The 16,600-nt window shown below is 68.2% G+C and carries 14 protein-coding genes; 8 read left to right on the top strand and 6 right to left on the bottom strand.

Annotation, left to right across the window (positions count from 1 at the left end):
* Positions 1-92 precede the first annotated feature (92 nt).
* From lysA to ahpF, 3 genes are all read left to right on the top strand, one after another.
* Positions 93-1,355: a diaminopimelate decarboxylase gene (gene lysA, locus PV762_RS07830; RefSeq protein WP_421034476.1), complete on the top strand. Its 1,263-nt coding sequence runs from the start codon at positions 93-95 to the stop codon at positions 1,353-1,355.
* 193 nt (positions 1,356-1,548) lie between these two features.
* Complete coding sequence (gene ahpC, locus PV762_RS07825; RefSeq protein WP_421034475.1) at positions 1,549-2,112, top strand: alkyl hydroperoxide reductase subunit C; 564 nt, start codon at positions 1,549-1,551, stop codon at positions 2,110-2,112.
* Positions 2,113-2,319: 207 nt separating this feature from the next.
* Positions 2,320-3,873, top strand: coding sequence for an alkyl hydroperoxide reductase subunit F (gene ahpF / locus PV762_RS07820; protein ID WP_421034474.1), 1,554 nt, complete (start codon positions 2,320-2,322; stop codon positions 3,871-3,873).
* Between the two features lie 130 nt (positions 3,874-4,003).
* On the opposite strand, the gene rarD is transcribed toward ahpF, so the two are convergent.
* Positions 4,004-4,909: an EamA family transporter RarD gene (gene rarD / locus PV762_RS07815; RefSeq protein ID WP_421034473.1), complete on the bottom strand. Its 906-nt coding sequence runs from the start codon at positions 4,907-4,909 to the stop codon at positions 4,004-4,006.
* A 162-nt stretch (positions 4,910-5,071) separates the two neighbouring features.
* On the opposite strand from rarD, the gene PV762_RS07810 reads away from it, so the two are divergent.
* Positions 5,072-5,341: a MoaD/ThiS family protein gene (locus tag PV762_RS07810; protein WP_421034472.1), complete on the top strand. Its 270-nt coding sequence runs from the start codon at positions 5,072-5,074 to the stop codon at positions 5,339-5,341.
* A 113-nt stretch (positions 5,342-5,454) separates the two neighbouring features.
* Entirely contained in the window at positions 5,455-6,537 is a 1,083-nt protein-coding gene (locus PV762_RS07805) for a WD40/YVTN/BNR-like repeat-containing protein (RefSeq protein ID WP_421034471.1), read from the top strand.
* A 10-nt stretch (positions 6,538-6,547) separates the two neighbouring features.
* On the opposite strand, the gene PV762_RS07800 is transcribed toward PV762_RS07805, so the two are convergent.
* Both PV762_RS07800 and PV762_RS07795 read right to left on the bottom strand, forming a co-directional pair.
* The gene (locus tag PV762_RS07800) at positions 6,548-7,252 is read right to left on the bottom strand and encodes a pseudouridine synthase (protein ID WP_421034470.1); all 705 of its coding nucleotides are present in this window, start codon (positions 7,250-7,252) and stop codon (positions 6,548-6,550) included.
* Between the two features lie 299 nt (positions 7,253-7,551).
* Complete coding sequence (locus PV762_RS07795; protein WP_421034469.1) at positions 7,552-8,022, bottom strand: YchJ family protein; 471 nt, start codon at positions 8,020-8,022, stop codon at positions 7,552-7,554.
* A 37-nt stretch (positions 8,023-8,059) separates the two neighbouring features.
* Between PV762_RS07795 and PV762_RS07790 the strand changes: the two genes are divergently transcribed.
* From PV762_RS07790 to PV762_RS07780, 3 genes are all read left to right on the top strand, one after another.
* A complete protein-coding gene (locus tag PV762_RS07790) occupies positions 8,060-10,492 on the top strand; it encodes a UvrD-helicase domain-containing protein (RefSeq protein WP_421034468.1) in 2,433 nt (810 codons plus the stop codon).
* Between the two features lie 187 nt (positions 10,493-10,679).
* The gene (locus PV762_RS07785) at positions 10,680-10,997 is read left to right on the top strand and encodes a helix-turn-helix transcriptional regulator (RefSeq protein WP_088408724.1); all 318 of its coding nucleotides are present in this window, start codon (positions 10,680-10,682) and stop codon (positions 10,995-10,997) included.
* Complete coding sequence (locus PV762_RS07780; RefSeq protein WP_421034467.1) at positions 10,994-12,274, top strand: HipA domain-containing protein; 1,281 nt, start codon at positions 10,994-10,996, stop codon at positions 12,272-12,274. The genes PV762_RS07785 and PV762_RS07780 overlap by 4 nt, the downstream gene beginning before the upstream one ends.
* Positions 12,275-12,397: 123 nt before the next feature.
* Here PV762_RS07780 and PV762_RS07775 read toward each other — a convergent pair whose 3' ends face one another.
* From PV762_RS07775 to PV762_RS07765, 3 genes are all read right to left on the bottom strand, one after another.
* Entirely contained in the window at positions 12,398-14,635 is a 2,238-nt protein-coding gene (locus PV762_RS07775) for a PhoX family protein (protein ID WP_421034466.1), read from the bottom strand.
* A 133-nt stretch (positions 14,636-14,768) separates the two neighbouring features.
* On the bottom strand, positions 14,769-15,596 hold the full coding sequence (locus PV762_RS07770) for a BPSS1780 family membrane protein (RefSeq protein ID WP_421034465.1): 828 nt from the start codon (positions 15,594-15,596) through the stop codon (positions 14,769-14,771).
* Positions 15,593-16,576, bottom strand: a complete 984-nt coding sequence (locus PV762_RS07765; RefSeq protein WP_421034464.1) for a homoserine kinase — start codon at positions 16,574-16,576, stop codon at positions 15,593-15,595. Before PV762_RS07765 ends, PV762_RS07770 begins: the two co-directional genes overlap by 4 nt.
* Positions 16,577-16,600: the final 24 nt, after the last annotated feature.

Genomic DNA, 16,600 nt, shown 5'->3' with positions numbered 1-16,600 from the left:
TTGATTGAATACGGCGTCCGGTGGATGCTTGCGGCAGTTCCAGGATGTCCCCGCCCGGAGGGCATCCGCGCCATCCCCTGAAGGATCCCGACATGCAGCAAGCCCTGACCCCCGCCCGCGAACAGCAACTGCAAGCACTCACCGCGAAGTACGGCACCCCGCTCTGGGTGTACGACGCCGCCGTGATCCGCGAACGCATCACCGCGCTGCGCGGCTTTGACACGATCCGTTTCGCCCAGAAGGCGTGCTCCAACACGCACATCCTGCGGCTGATGTGCGAGCAGGGCGTGAAGGTCGACGCGGTGTCGCGCGGCGAGCTGCTGCGCGCCTTCGCCGCCGGATTCACCATCGGCACCGGCGCGGACGCGGTGCATTCGGACATCGTCTTCACCGCCGACCTGCTGGATCGCGACACGCTCAAGACGGTCGTGGAGCACCGCGTCCCGGTGAACGCCGGGTCGATCGACATGCTGGAGCAGCTCGGCGAGGTCTCCCCCGGGCACCCGGTGTGGCTCCGCCTGAATCCCGGCTTCGGCCACGGTCACAGCAACAAGACCAACACCGGCGGCGAGCACAGCAAGCACGGCATCTGGCACGAGCAGCTGACGGACGCCCTGGCCGTCATCGCGCGCCGCGGGCTGACGCTGATCGGACTGCACATGCACATCGGCTCGGGCGTCGATTACGAGCATCTCGGCCGCGTCGGCAGCGCCATGGTCGAACTCGTCCGGACGGTCAAGGCCAGCGGCCAGGATCTGCTGGCGATCTCGGCCGGTGGCGGCCTGTCGATTCCCTATCAGGCGGGCGGCGAGCGCATCGACACGGCGCATTACTTCAGCCTGTGGGATGCCGCGCGCAAGGAGGCCGAGAACGTCGTCGGCCATCCGTTGGACCTCGAGATCGAACCGGGTCGCTACCTGGTCGCGGAATCCGGCGTGCTGCTGGCGGAGGTCCGTGCGGTCAAGGCGCAGGGGCGGCAGCACTTCCTGCTGGTCGACGCCGGCTTCAATGAGTTGATGCGTCCCGCGATGTACGGCAGCTTCCATGCAATGAGCCTGATCCCCACGGACGGCCAGCGTCGCCCGATCCAGGAAACGGTGGTGGCCGGTCCGCTCTGCGAATCCGGTGACGTCTTTACCCAGGCCGAAGGCGGGGTGGTGCTGGCGCGGGAATTGCCGCAAGCTCAGGTCGGCGACCTGCTGGTCATCCATGACACCGGCGCGTACGGCGCTTCCATGTCCAGCAACTACAACAGCCGACCGTTGATCGCCGAAGTGCTGGTCGACGGCGCGGCGGACCGACTGATCCGCCGCCGCCAGACGGTTGAGGAACTGCTGGCGTTGGAGTGGGTCTGAGCGGTGTGCGGCCTGGCGTGGTGACGATGGTTTGACAGCGTTATGACGTTTTTGCTATCGCACAAGCGATTTTTGATAGCCTATCTCAATAGGCTGAGCCAATAGGCTGCATTGGGGAATTCAAACCCACCGATAGCCCCAGGCCCCTATCATTCTTTCCATCCCATCAACCCCAGACAGCGAGAACGAAGCAATGTCCCTGATCAACACCCAAGTCCAACCCTTCAAGGCCCAAGCGTTCCACAACGGCAAGTTCATCGAGGTCACGGAAGAGTCGCTCAAGGGCAAGTGGTCCGTGCTGATCTTCATGCCGGCCGCCTTCACCTTCAACTGCCCGACGGAAGTCGAAGACGCCGCCGACAACTACGGCGAGTTCCAGAAGCTGGGCACCGAGGTCTACATCGTCACGACCGACACGCACTTCTCGCACAAGGTGTGGCACGAAACCTCGCCGGCCGTCGGCAAGGCCAAGTTCCCGCTGGTCGGCGACCCGACGCACGCCCTGACGAACGCCTTCGGCGTGCACATCCCGGAAGAAGGCCTGGCCCTGCGCGGCACCTTCGTGATCAATCCGGACGGCGTCATCAAGACCCTCGAAGTGCATGACAACGCGATCGCCCGCGACGTCAAGGAAACGCTGCGCAAGCTGAAGGCTGCCCAGTACGTCGCCAAGAACCCGGGTCAGGTCTGCCCGGCCAAGTGGAACGAAGGCGAAAAGACCATCGCTCCGTCGCTGGACCTGGTCGGCAAGATCTAAGGATCTCGCCCGCGGGAGCCGGAGCGTCCCTCTTCGGAGGGCCTCCGCCCCGACCGGTGATCCGGATGAGGATGATCCTCTCCCCCTCACTGTCATTGCACCGCGCGTGGACCGATCCGGTCCGCGGGCGTGTGTCTGGCCGCCCCTTCGATCTGACAGGGAGGCCGGTTCTCGAAGTCGCTTAAGAAAAATTGGAAGGAAGCAACGATGTTGGACGACAACCTGAAGGCGCAGCTCAAGGCCTACCTGGAGCGGGTCACGCTGCCGTTCGAGATCGAGGCTTCGTTGAACGACTCCGAGAGCGCCGCAGAGCTCAAGCAGCTGCTGCAGGACATCACCGCGATGTCCGACAAGATCACGCTGAAGCTGGACGGCAACGACGCGCGCAAGCCGTCGTTCAGCCTGAAGCGCACGGGCACCGAACAGAGCCTGCGCTTCGCCGCCATCCCGCTCGGCCATGAGTTCACCTCGCTGGTGCTGGCCCTCCTGTGGACCGGTGGCCATCCCCCGAAGGTGGAGCAGTCCACCATCGACCAGATCAAGGGCCTGGACGGGGACTACCTCTTCGAGGTCTACATGTCCCTGACCTGCCACAACTGCCCGGACGTGGTGCAGGCGCTGTCGCTGATGTCGGTGCTGAACCCGCGCGTCAAGACGGTGGTCGTGGACGGCGCGCTGTTCCAGGACGAGGTCAACGCCCGCGAGATCATGGCCGTGCCCACGATCTACCTGAACGGCCAGGAATTCGGCTCGGGCCGCATGACCGTGGAAGAGATCGCCGCCAAGCTGGACACCGGCGCGGCGGAGAAGGACGCGGCCAAGCTGTCCGCCAAGGATCCCTATGACGTGCTGATCGTCGGCGGCGGCCCGGCCGGCGCGGCGGCGGCGGTGTATGCCGCTCGCAAGGGCATCCGCACCGGCATCGCGGCCGAGCGCTTCGGCGGTCAGGTCAACGACACGCTGGCGATCGAGAACTACATCTCCGTGCTGTCCACCGACGGTCCGAAGTTCTCGATGGCGCTGGAGTCGCACGTCAAGGATTACGGCGTCGACGTCATGAACCTGCAGCGCGGCGAAGCGCTGATCCCGGCGACCACGCCGGGCGGCCTGGTCGAGCTGAAGCTGGCCAACGGCGGCTCGCTGAAGAGCAAGACGGTGATCATCTCGACCGGCGCGCGCTGGAGGAACGTCAACGTCCCCGGCGAGCAGGAATACAAGAACAAGGGCGTGGCCTACTGCCCGCATTGCGATGGTCCGCTGTTCAAGGGCAAGCGCGTGGCGGTGATCGGCGGCGGCAACTCCGGCGTCGAAGCGGCGATCGACCTGGCGGGCATCGTGTCGCATGTGACGCTGCTGGAATTCGGCGATCAGCTGCGCGCCGACGCGGTGCTGGTGAAGAAGCTGGAGAGCCTGCCCAATGTCGTCATCCTGAAGCAGGCGCAGACAAGCGAGTTCACCGGCACGGCGGGCAAGCTGGACGGCCTGAACTACGTGGATCGCGCCACCGGCGAGAACAGGCGCGTCGAAGTCGAGGGCGTGTTCGTGCAGATCGGCCTGGTGCCCAACACCGAGTGGCTGCGCGGCACGATCGAGCTGTCCAAGCACGGCGAGATCATCGTCGACGCGAAGGGCCAGACGTCGGTGCCCGGTGTGTTCGCCGCGGGTGACGCGACCACCGTGCCGTACAAGCAGATCATCATCGCGGCCGGCGACGGCGCGAAGGCGGCCCTCAGCGCCTTCGACCACATCATCCGGAACTGAGTTCCAGCGCGGCGACGACCCTCACCCCAACCCTCTCCCGCAGTGCGGGAGAGGGGGCCACCTCGGAGCCGGTCTTACGCCCTCTCCCGCACTGCGGAAAAGGGCAAGGGTGAGGGCCAGCGGCCGTGGCTCACCGCCGATTGCGCCAAAGGCTCTCCGCGCTGTAAACAGCAAGCGCCGACCAGATCAGCACGAAGCCGACGAGTCGCGCACCGGCGAGCGGCTCGTGATACAGCCAGACGCCGAGCAGGAACTGGATCGTCGGGGACAGGTATTGCACCAGGCCGAGCGTCGTCAGCGTGATGCGGCGCGCGCCGGCGGCGAACAGGAGCAGCGGCACGGCCGTCAGCGGTCCGGCGAGCAGCAGCCACGCGATGTGGCCGGCGTCGCCGGTCACGAACGCGCTGGTGCCCTGGCTGGTCCACCAGAACAGCGCGATGGCGGCGAAGGGCGACAGGATCAGCGTCTCCAGCGTCAGCCCCTCCAACGCGCCCAGATGCGCCGTCTTGCGCATCAGTCCGTAGATACCGAAGCTCAACGCCAGCACCAGCGCGATCCACGGCAACCGCCCGGCGGTGACCGTCAGCCAGATCACTCCGGCCGCCGCCAGTCCGATCGCCAGCCATTGCACCGGCCGCAGCCGCTCGTGCAGGAACACGAAGCCCAGCATCACATTGACCAGCGGGTTGATGAAGTAGCCCAGGCTGGCTTCGACGACGTGGCCGTGCTGCACCGCCCACACATAGACCAGCCAGTTGGTCGACAAGAGCAGCGCCGACACCGCGCAGGTTCCCAGCAGCTTCGGCGAACGCAGCACCGGTCCGAGCCAGGCCCAGCGGCGCATCACCGTCAGCAGGACCGCCACGAAGACCATGGACCACAGCGTCCGGTGCGCGATGACTTCGAACGCGCTGACGTCGCTCAGCCGCTTGAAGTACAGCGGGAACAGGCCCCAGGCGATGTAGGCCAGCGCGGCGTAGAGCATGCCGGTGCGGGCATGGGCGGCATCGTCGACGTGGCGGGTGTCGTTGGTCATGGGTCCGGCGCAGGGCGTCGTGCAAGGGCCGCGGGGCGGCGGGAAGGGCCCGCGATTCTGCCCGCGACGGACGCACGGCGCTGTCGAGACCCGGGGAGCCCGTTCGTCGTGCTGGGTGGCCCCTCTTTTCATGCCGACGGCTTCGTCGCAGGATCGCATCCCATGGCGCATGTTGAATTCACGTCGCAACTGCATCGCTTCGTCGACACCCCCCAGCTGGACTGCGACGCCAGCACCTTGGGGGAGGCGCTCACGCGCGCCTTCGATTGCAATCCGCGCCTGCGCGGCTACATCCTGGACGAGCAGGGGCACCTGCGCACGCACGTCGCCGTCTTCATCGACGGCCACCGCGCGCAGGATCGCCAGGCACTCAGCGATCCACTGACGGCCCAGTCCAAGGTCTACGTGCTGCAAGCCCTGTCGGGCGGTTGAGCCCGGCGGACTTCGGCCAGGCGCTGTCGAGCCCGACGTGTCGCCCGACCTGTCGAGAACCGCAGCCGCCGATCGTCGTGAGCAGTGACGCCAGCCATCGCAAGGAGACACCGATGACCACCACCGCCTGGGCCGCCACCCGCAAGGGTCTGTTCGAACTTCGCAGCGATCCCGCCCAGGGCGGATGGGCGATCGGTCGCCACAGCTTCGTGGGGGACCCCGTCAGCATGGTGCTGCCCGCCCCGGCGGAGGGGGGGCGGATGTTCGCCGCGCTCAACCTGGGGCACTTCGGCGCCAAGCTGCAGGCCTCGGACGACGGCGGCGCCACCTGGCGGGAGCTCGCGGCCCCCGCGTTCCCCGAGCAGCCGGAAGGCGCGGAAGGCCCGCCGTGGAAGCTCCAGCTGATCTGGGCGCTCGAACGCGGCGGCGACGGACGGCTCTGGGCCGGCACCATCCCCGGCGGGCTCTTCGTCAGCGACGACCAGGGGGAGACCTGGCAGCTCGTCGAGACCCTCTGGGACATGCCCGAGCGGCTGGGCTGGTTCGGCGGCGGCTACGACGCGCCCGGCATCCATTCGATCAACGTCGATCCGCGCGATCCGAAGCGGCTGCTGCTCGGCATCTCCTGCGGCGGCGCCTGGCGGAGCGAGGACGGCGGCGCCAACTGGCACATCAGCGCCAAGGGCATGCGCGCCGACTTCCTGCCGCCGGAGCAGCAGGGTGAGGAGAACACCCAGGACCCCCACCGCATCGTCGCCAGCGCGGCGGATCCGGACGTGCTCTGGTGCCAGCACCACAACGGCGTCTGGCGCTCGGTGGACGGCGGCGCGCACTGGGGCGAGATCAAGCCGCCGCTGTCGGGCTTCGGCTTCGCGGTGGCCGCGCACGCGGGCGATCCCGACACGGCGTGGTTCGTGCCCGGCGTGAAGGACGAGAAGCGGCTGCCCGTCGACGGCGCACTGGTGGTGAACCGCACGCGCGACGGCGGCAAGACCTTCGAGACGCTGCGGACCGGCCTGCCTCAAGCCCATTGCTACGACCTCGTCTACCGCCACGGCCTGGCCGCGCACGACGACGGCCGCCGGCTGCTGATGGGCAGTACGACCGGCAACCTCTGGGCGACCGACGACGCCGGCGACCGCTGGTCGCTCGTGTCCGGACACCTGCCGCCGATCTACGCCCTGCGTTTCGGCTGAGCCGGCTGGCTCAGAGGAACAGGTCCCATTCCGGGCCAGGAGGCGCCTCGAGCGTCAGGGTCGAACCGGTGATCGGATGCGTCAGCGTCAGCCGCTGCGCGTGGAGCCACAGCCGCTGGAGACCGAAGTGCGCCGCGAGTGTGCGATTGAGCGGCCCCTTCCCGTGGTTCGCGTCGCCGACGATGGGATGCGCGATGTGCTTCAGGTGCCGGCGGATCTGGTGGCGACGTCCCTGCACCGGCTCGCAGGCGAGCAGCGCGAGCCGGGTCGTCGGGAAGCGAGGGTCGGTGCTGACCGGGGCCTCCTGCCGACGCAGGCAGGACCACTCGGTCTGCGCGTCCAGACGCGGCTGTCCGGCCGATGGCAGCTCCGGGTCGCGGGCGAGCGGATGGTCGACGACGCCGGCATCAGCCGCGGGCCAGCCGCGCACCAGCGTCAGGTAGCGCTTGTGCGTGCGGCGCTCGGCGAGGGCCGCGCCGAGCAGGCTCGCCACCTCGGCGCTCAACGCGAAGACGAGCACCCCCGACGTGCCGCGATCCAGGCGGTGCGCCGGCCAGACCGGCCGCCCCAACTGATCGCGCAGACGCTGCAGCGCGGCGTCTTCCTCGTGCGCGTCGATGGCCGTCCGATGGACCAGCAGCCCCGCGGGCTTGTCGATGACCGCGAGGTGGTCGTCCAGATGGAGGAGGGAAAGCAGACGGGAAGGAGATGTCATCGCTGAAAGGGACGGTCTGCGCACGCCTGGAGCGGTTTTTGCCCTCTTTTCCCCGTTTGGGGGGAGAGGACAGTCACAGGGTCCTTCGCCAGAATCCTGTCACGGCGCCTGCTCATCATCGCAGCACGCGCTCAGCGCCATCGATGTCGGTGGCGCGACCCCCGGTCCGCATCCGCGTCGTCGTCGCCAGCAGGAGTTCGCCATGCCTCAGGAGTTTCACATCGGTCACCGGTCCTTCCTGGACCGGCTCGTCCTGGCCCTGGGCGACGTCGTGCGTCGAACGCCCGCCGTGCGACTGGTCAGTCGATCTGGCCGTCCACGTAGAGCCACGCCCCGCGCTCCCGCACGAAACGGCTGATCTCGTGCATGCGGTGCGCGCGCCCGCCGACCTTGCTGCGCGCGATGAATTCGACCGTCTCATGGTCCGCGTCCTGGCGCGCGTGACGACGCACTTCCAGGCCCAGCCATTTCAGGTCCCGCTCCCCCCGTTCGAGCGACGGCGGACGGGTGCTCGGATGCCAGGTGGCGAGCAGGTACTCGATCAGGTCCATCGTGTAGGCCGTGTACCGCGAACGCATCAGCGCCTGCGCGTCGGCCGCGATCAGCGCGCCGTTCTCGGCGAAGGCGCGGTGCGAGGCGCCGCAGCACAACGCGTACGAGCCGCCCGTGCCGCAGGGGCACTGACTTCCTTTGGAGCCGGCGACCGTCGCCTTCTTGGCCGCACTGTTCGCCGCGCTGTTCGTCGCAGTCCTGGATTTTTCTGACGTCATGAGGGCGGCATCATGCCAGCGTCTCTAGAATGGCTGGATGAATTCCCAGGATTTTGGCGACGAGCGCCCGACCCCGCCGCAGGAGGACCTGTTCACGCCGCGCGCGCCGCGCGGCCTGCTGGACAACCTCAACCCCGAGCAGTACGCCGCGGTGACGCTGGGCCAGGAGCCCGCGCTGATCCTGGCCGGCGCCGGCTCCGGCAAGACGCGCGTGCTGACCACGCGCATCGCCTGGCTGATGAGCCAGGGTCACGCGACGCCGGCCTCGGTGCTGGCGGTGACCTTCACCAACAAGGCCGCCAAGGAGATGGTCACCCGCCTCTCCGCGATGCTGCCGGTGAACGTGCGCGGGATGTGGATCGGCACCTTCCACGGCCTGTGCAACCGCTTCCTGCGCGCGCACTGGAAACTGGCGGGCTTGCCGCAAGGTTTCCAGATCCTGGATTCGGGCGACACGGTCTCCGCCGTCAAGCGCGTGATCAAGGCGATGAAGCTCGACGAGGAGCGCTTCGTCCCCAAGCAGGTCTCCTGGTACATCGCCGGCGCGAAAGAGGACGGCATGCGTCCCAAGGACATCGACCTGCGCGATGAACAGACGCGCAAGCTGGTCGAGATCTACCAGGCCTACCAGGACCAGTGCGAACGCGAGGGCGTGGTCGACTTTGCCGAGCTGATGCTGCGCTCCTTCGAGCTGATGCGCGACAACCAGGCCGTGCGCGAGCATTACCAGCGCCGCTTCCAGTACGTGCTGGTCGACGAGTTCCAGGACACCAACAAGCTGCAGTACGCGTGGCTGAAGATGTTCGCGCCGCCGGGGCGCGGCCAGGGCGTGTTCGCGGTCGGCGACGACGACCAGAGCATCTACGCCTTCCGCGGCGCGCGTGTGGGCAACATGGCCGACTTCGAGCGCGAATACCGCGTGCGCCAGGTCGTGAAGCTCGAGCAGAACTACCGCAGCTTCGGCAATATCCTGGACGCGGCCAACGCGCTGATCAGCAACAACAGCCACCGGTTGGGCAAGAACCTGCGCACCGAGGCCGGCCCCGGCGAGCCCGTGCGCGTGCATGAGGCGAGCAGCGATTTCGCCGAGGCGCAATGGCTGCTCGAGGAGGCGCAGGCCCTGCACCGCCAGGGGCTGGACCGCAAGGAGATCGCGGTGCTCTACCGGAGCAACGCGCAATCGCGGGTGATCGAATCGGCGCTGTTCAACGCCGGCATCCCGTACCGCGTGTACGGCGGCCTGCGCTTCTTCGAGCGCGCCGAGGTGAAGCACGCGCTGGCCTACCTGCGCCTGATCGAGAACCCCAACGACGACACCAGCTTCCTGCGCGTCGTCAACTTCCCGGCGCGCGGCATCGGCGCGCGCACCATCGAGCAGCTGCAGGACGCGGCGCGTCCGAGCGGGCGTTCGCTGGTGCAGAGCATCGCCGCGGTCGGCGGTCGCGGCGGCGCGAGCCTGGCGGGCTTCGTCGGCCTGGTCGACGCGATGCGCGAGGCCACGGCCGGGCTCACGCTGCGCGAGATCATCGAACACATCATCGAACACTCCGGCCTCACCGCCTTCTATCGCGCCGAGAAGGAAGGCGAAGACCGGCTGGAGAACCTGGGCGAACTGGTCAACGCCGCCGAGGCCTTCGTGACGCAGGAGGGTTTCGGCAAGGACGCGGTGGCGCTGCCGGTGGACGAGCACTCGCCCGGCGCGATTGCGGAGGGGTTGCCGGCGGCGATTGCCCCCGCCGCGCCCGCGACGCCGGACGCCGAGACCGGCGAGATCATGTCGCCGCTGGCGGCCTTCCTGACGCACGCCTCGCTGGAAGCCGGCGACAACCAGGCGCAGGCCGGCCAGGACGCGATCCAGCTGATGACGGTGCACTCGGCCAAGGGCCTGGAGTTCGACGCGGTCTTCATCACCGGCCTGGAAGAGGGCCTGTTCCCGCATGAGAACTCGATGTCCGACGCGGACGGGCTCGAAGAGGAACGCCGGCTGATGTACGTCGCGATCACGCGCGCGCGCCAGCGGCTGTACATCAGCTTCTGCCAGACGCGGATGCTGCACGGCCAGACCCGCTACAACATCAAGAGCCGCTTCATGGAGGAGCTGCCCGAAGAGACGCTGAAGTGGCTGACGCCGCGCAACCAGGGCTTCGGCTCGGGCTTCGCGAGGGACTACCAGCAGGCGTGGCAGCGCGGCTCGGGATTGAAGTCGATGGTGGGCGCCGGTCGGGTCGATCCCTCGGCCTTCCCTCAGGCGCCGGTGCCCCAGGCCATGAAGCAGTCGGCGGCGCAGAAGACGGGCGACGAACACGGCGGCCTGCGGGTCGGCAAGGGGGTGTTCCACAACAAGTTCGGCGAAGGCGTGCTGCTCACGTTGGAAGGAAAAGGAGCCGACGCGCGCGCGCAGGTGAATTTCGGCCGTCACGGCACGAAGTGGCTGGCGCTCAGCGTCGCCAAGCTGACCCCGATCGATTGAGCCGGTCGGGGCAGGCCGACCGGATCGGGGCCAGACCTGAACGAGTGAGCGGATATCGTACGGAGCACGCGGTGAGGCGTGGCCGCAGGCGCAAAATGGGCGGTGGGCGATAAAGATTCCAGCAAACAGGAATCACTTTTGCCCGGGAGGGAGATCCGACGAATACGTCCCAGATTCTGGAATCTCCATGCGCACTGTTGTACCGATCGATCCGCCCGATGACCCGATGGTCGAGGACGCGCTGGCGCTTGGCGCCGCCGTCCGGGCCGCCCGCACCACCGCGCGACTGCCCCTGGTCGAGGCCGCCGAGGCGCTCGGCATGTCGCGCCAGACGCTGATCAACATCGAGACGGGGCAGGGCGGCGTCAGCCTCTCCACCGTGCTCAAGGCTGCCCGGGCGCTCGGCGTGAGTCTGTTCGCCGTGCCGTCGCAGCAGCGCGAGGTCGTCAGACGCGCGATCCGCACCGCGCGCGATTCGAAGTTCTCCGACCTGGATGACGCATGAACGGTGTGGAGGTCTGGCTCGACGAGCATGAGGTCGGCTGGCTGAAGCCTGCCGACGCGCTCTCCGCGTCAACGGACTCACCGCGCCGGTTGTCGTTGGCCTATCTCGAACGATGGACCTCGGAAGTGCTGGCGTTCCCGCTGGCCCCGTCGCTGCCGATGCCGCCGCGCGGCGGACCCGGCAGCGAGTCCACGACCGACGCGGTGCAAGCCTTCTTCGACCACTTGCTGCCGTCCGGTCAGGCGCGATCGCGGACCTTTGCGGCGCTGGGACTGCGGGAGGACGACCGCTACGGCGCCTTGCGCCTGATGGGTCGGGACCTGCCCGGCGCCGTGCGGCTGATCGCGGACGGACTCCAACGTCCGGCCGGTCCGGTGCAGCGGGCGATCGACCGGGCGGAGTTGTCGGAACGCCTCCGCCATCGCGACAAGTCGCCCTTCGCGGTGTGGGACGGTCAGGTGCGCGGTGCGCTCGGCGGCGACCAGGACCAGCTCGCGGTCTACGTGGAGCGTGACGGCGGGTGGCATCTCGCCGACGGACCGCAGATGGCCTCGACGCATGTGCTCCACCCCGCGCCATCCGCGCAGGATGTGGCAGGGGTGGAAGGGGCGGACGACCAGACCTTCAACGACTACTTCTGCATGCGGCTCGCCGCGCGCGTGGGCCTGGACGTGGCGCCGGTGCAGCTGCATCGCGTGCCGGAGCCGGTGCTGCTGGTCGAGCGTGCCGACCGTCAGCGGCTCGACGATGGCCGCGTGCGCCGCCTGCACACGATCAACGCCTGCCAGGCGCTCGGCGTGCCGCCCGCCGATCAGGACCGCGTGTCGCTCGCCCAGCTCTTCTCATTGCTGGCGCACAGTCCCGCGCCGCTCGTCGACAGCCGAGCGTTGCTGCGCTGGACGATCTTCCGCCAACTTATCGGCAGCAAAGGCACGGGCGCGGCGGACCTGTCCTTCTTCGTCGATCACGGCGGGCTGCGCGTGGCGCCGGCGCAGGGCTTCGTCGGGGATGGCACGGACGACAACGCTGAGGACGGCGCGAACTCACGCGCGTTCGATGCACAGGCGTGGGCCGACCTGGCCCGCGACGGCGACATCGCGCCGCGCAGCCTGACACTGGAATTGAAACGCCTGTGCGAGCTGGTGCGCGCACAGGCGGAAGGGGTGGCTCGCGACCTGGCGGGCGAGGTGCCGCAGCCCGTGATCGAACGGGTGCTCGGACGCATCCTCGCGGAGAGCGACCGGCAAGCGGCCCTGGCGTCGGAGATCTCGAAGTAGAGGAGTTCGGCGACCACTGCCAACGCCTGGCGCGGGCTCTCCACGACTCGGGGGGCGTCCCGTCCGGGAACCCCCCGAATCATTCCGGCCCCAGTGAGACCGGAGCCGTCGGGCCTTGGGGGCTCAGATGCCGATCTCGCCGCCGTCCTTGCGGGTGATCACGACCGTGGCGGAACGCGGACGCTTCTTCACCGTCGGGTCGGCCTGGTTGGCCGGCCAGTAGCTGCCGAAGGTCTTGGCGTTCCAGTCCGGTGTCGATTCCTCGCCCGGATGCTGGACGTTGAAGAACAGCGTCTTGTAGTCCGGCGTCATCGCGATGCCGGTGATCTCGCATTCCTTCGGGCCGACCAGGAAACGACGCAGCGTGTCCGAGGTCGCCTTGGCGCCCGCGATGGTCTGCGTGCCGCCCGCGGCGTTCGCCACCCCACCGTCGCCGACCTTGCCCGGCAGGGCCGCCAGCATCATGCAGTTGGTGATGTCGGTGTAGGCGCCGTCATCGGTCTGGATCCACAACATGCCGCGCTTGTCGAAATACAAGCCGTCCGGGCTGGAGAAGTCGTTGCTGTCGGCCAGGCCAGACAGGTTCACGTCCGCAGCCGCATCGGCCTGCGCGCCGAACAGGTACACGTCCCAGGTCAGCTTGGTGACGTCGGCCGCGTCTTCCTTCCAGCGGATGATGTGGCCGTTGGGGTTGCCCTTCTGCGAGGCCGTCCCCTTCATGTCTTCGTAGTAGCGCGGGTTCGCGGCATCCGGCTTGGCTTGGCGGCCCGTCGGGGTCGACGTCGGCGGAACGCGGTTCGCTTCGTTGTTGTTGGTCAAGGTCATGTAGACCTCGCCGTTGGTCGGGTGCACGGCGCCCCATTCCGGACGGTCCATCTTGGTGGCGCCCAGGATATCGCCGGCGATGCGCGCGTTGATCACGACGTCGGCCTGGTCGGCGAAGGCATAGGTCGTGTTGGCGGCGGTCAGGCCGTTGGCGCCGAAGGTCAGCGCCATCCAGTTGCCGGTGCCGTCGGCGTTGAACTTGGCCACGTACAGCGTGCCTTCGTCCAGGTACTTGGCGCCAGCGGCCATGCCCTTGCCGACATCGGCCGCATCCCAGTTCGCCTTGGAGACGAACTTGTAGATGTACTCGTTGCGCGAGTCGTCGCCCATGTAGATGACGATGGGCTTGCCGGCGACCGCCTCGGCGGGCCAGGCGCCTTCATGGTTGAAGCGGCCCAGCGCGGTGCGCTTGGCGGGCACGGAGTCCGGCGCGAACGGATCGATCTCGACCACCCAGCCGAAGGTGTTGATGGTGTTGCGGTAGTCGGCGGTCGCGGCGGCGCCGGTGACCGACGAGTTCCACCGGGCGAACAGGTCGGCGGTGCCGGCCGTCTCCCACAGGTAGGGGCTCTTGCGGTTCTGCGGCAGGCCGTAGCGGTTCAGGCTGGCCACTTCCTTGGCGCCGCTGCGCAGGGCGTCGTCGCCGGCGGCACGGCTGATCACGTTGAGGTAGTTCTCCTCGCAGGTCAGGTAAGTGCCCCACGGGGTGTAGCCGTTGGCGCAGTTGTTGTTGGTGCCGCGGGTCTGCACGCCCGTCGGGCTGAACAGCGTCTGCAGCTGGGCGCTGCCCTTGGCCGGGCCGGTGAAGTCCATCGTCGTGGCCGAGGTCACGCGGCGGTTGTACTTCGAACCGCGCACCATGCTCATGCCGGTGCCGGTGGCGTCGCGCTTGACCTCGCAGACGGAGACGCCGTGGGCGTAGATCTCCTTCTCGACCTCGGTGGCGTTGCGCGCGGCGCCGGTGGCGCGGCCAGCCGGGTGCAGGCCGTACGGGGCGACGACGTATTCGTGGTTCACGGCCAGCAGGCCGCGGTCCGAGCGCTTGGCGTCGAAGGCGCCGGCGTCGCTCAGGCCGAAGAAGTACATGCCGTCATGGCCGTCGCCGACACGGCGGTTGTACGAGTCTGCGGTTTCGGAGCCGTCGTCCTTCCAGGACTCGTCGCCGAAGTGCATCGGGTCGCCCAGCGCGTGCAGGATGCTGACGTTGTAGCCGTCGGCCACGGTCACCAGGTCGTTCTTGTTCTTGGCGACGGCGTTGAAGCCGATCTTTAGCGGCGCGGGCTGGGGCGCCGGGGCGGGCGCGGGCGCGGGAGCGGGGGCAGGCGAATCGTCGCTGCTGCCGCAGGCGCTCAGGATCGAGCCGCCCAGCAGCGCGGAGGCCGCCGTGGTGATGCCGCCCTTCAGGGCGACGCGCCGCGACAGGCGCGCGGCAAGGACGTCTTCGAAATGCGGGTTGGCGGACGGGTTGACGATGGTGTCTTCGTCGTACTCGTTGGCGTTGTCTTGGCTGGCAACGATGTCGTGCTGCTTGCTCATTCGTGAAGGCTCCGCTGCGATGTAAAGGCGGGCGGATTCTGCGAAGCGCAAGTGACGCTGACGTGAAAAAGTCGTTAGAGATTCCTTCGAGGCATGTCCGTGGCCCCGTCCGTGCGAATGTCAGACCGGTGCGTCAGACCGGCGCAGCCGGCGTTTCCGGAAGGTCCTTGGGGGCGCCGAACATGAAGCAGTCGATGAAGGTGAAGTACAGCGAGCAGTAGAACGCCGTGAGCAGCGCCATCATCGTGGGCAGCAGGATGAAGGGCAGCAGGTTCACGAGCCCGAGCAGCATCCCCAGGATGGAGAACACCATCAGGACGCCGGCGCTCAGGCCCGTCCAGACCAGCGCGGAGATCGTGAACGCGCCCTTGTTGCGCCACACGCCCAGCGTGCTGGAGAACAGCGCCTGCAGCACGCCCTGGCCGCCCCAGTGGATCAGCGCCGGCGCATGCCAGAACGGGACGGACAGCAGTCCCAGCAACGCGAAGCGCAGCGCCATGGCAGGCATGAGGCTGCCCTCGGCGACGATGGCCTCGATGGTCTTGGCGTCGCCCTTGGCGGCCGCCAGCTGGTCCATGCCCCGCACGAGCGCACCGCCGTCCAGCAGGTGGGCCAGCAGCATCGCGAGGATGGTGGAGCCGGTGTAGAGCAGGCCGAGTCCGATCTGGGCGCGCCGGCGTTCCTTGGTCAGCTGCAGCGGTTGCAGGAAGACGGCGGCCGTCGGCGTGTGGGACTGCAGTACCTGGTGCGCGGCCAGCATGAAGGCCAGCGAGATCAGCGGCAGCGCGCTCATCACCACCAGTTGCCCGAGGAAGGGCACCAGTTGGAGCACCGCGGACACCAGCATGGCTGTCGCGAACAGGCCGATCAGCGCGATCGGCTTGCGCCGCAGCACCTTCAGCCCGTGGCGCACCCAGAGCAGGCCGTTGCGCGGCGGGACCGTTTGCAGGTGCAGGATCATGGCAGGGACTCCAGCGCATGCCAGGGCCTGGCGATGCGCTCGCGCAGGACGCGCTCGAAATGGGTCGGATCGTGGGGGGTGAGGAGACTGGCCTCGCGCGGCAGGTGGAAGTCCCACAGCCGCGAGATCCAGAAGCGCAACGCCGCCGCGCGCAGCAGGCCGGGCAGCAGGCGGTGTTCGGCGCCGGACAGCGGGCGCACCGATTCGTAGGCCTTGACGAAGGCGCCGGCGCGCTGCTCGTCGAGGCGGCCGCTGTCCAGATCGATGCACCAGTCGTTCAGGCAGACGCAGAGGTCGAACAGGAAGCTGTCGACCCCGGCGAAATAGAAATCGAAGAAGCCGCTGAGCTTCTCGCGACCCGGCAGGCCGTCGAACATCACGTTGTCGCGGAACAGGTCGGCATGGACCGGGCCGCGCGGCAGTGCCGCGGCGCCGAGGGCGAGCTGTTCCTGGAAGGCCAGCTCCGCGGTCAGCAGGTCGGCTTGTGCCGGCGTGACGTGCGGCAGCACGACCGGCACGGTCTCCCGCCACCAGGGCAGGCCGCGCAGGTTGTCCTGATGCAGCGGGAAGTCCTGGCCGGCCAGATGCATGCGGGCGAGGCCGGCGCCGACCTGCTCGCAATGGAACACGTCGGGCGCCAGCTGATGGCCGCCGGGCAGCTTGTCCACCATCGCCGCCGGCTTGCCGCCCACCGTGTGCAGGATGCGGTCCTGCGCGTCGGGCTGCGGCGCGGGCACCGGCACGCCCTTGCGCGCCTCGTGCCGCATCAGCTCCAGGTAGAAGGGGAGCTGCTCGAAGCTCAGGCGCTCGAAGATCGTCAGCACATAGTCGTGCGATTCGCCGTCGCGCGTCGTGGTGACGAAGTAGTTGGTGTTCTCGATGCCGGCAGTGATCCCCTTGAGCGACTGCAGGTCGCCCAGGGCCAGGGTGTCCAGCAGCGCTTGCGCCTGCTCGGTCGAGACGTCGGTGAATACGGCCATGAAAAGGAGAGGGAACGGACCGGA

Source organism: Mitsuaria sp. CC2 (assembly GCF_048957715.1).
Classification (GTDB): domain Bacteria; phylum Pseudomonadota; class Gammaproteobacteria; order Burkholderiales; family Burkholderiaceae_C; genus Roseateles.
The sequence above is the reverse complement of the archived record's forward strand: the minus strand, read 5'-3'. Positions and strand labels throughout refer to the sequence as shown.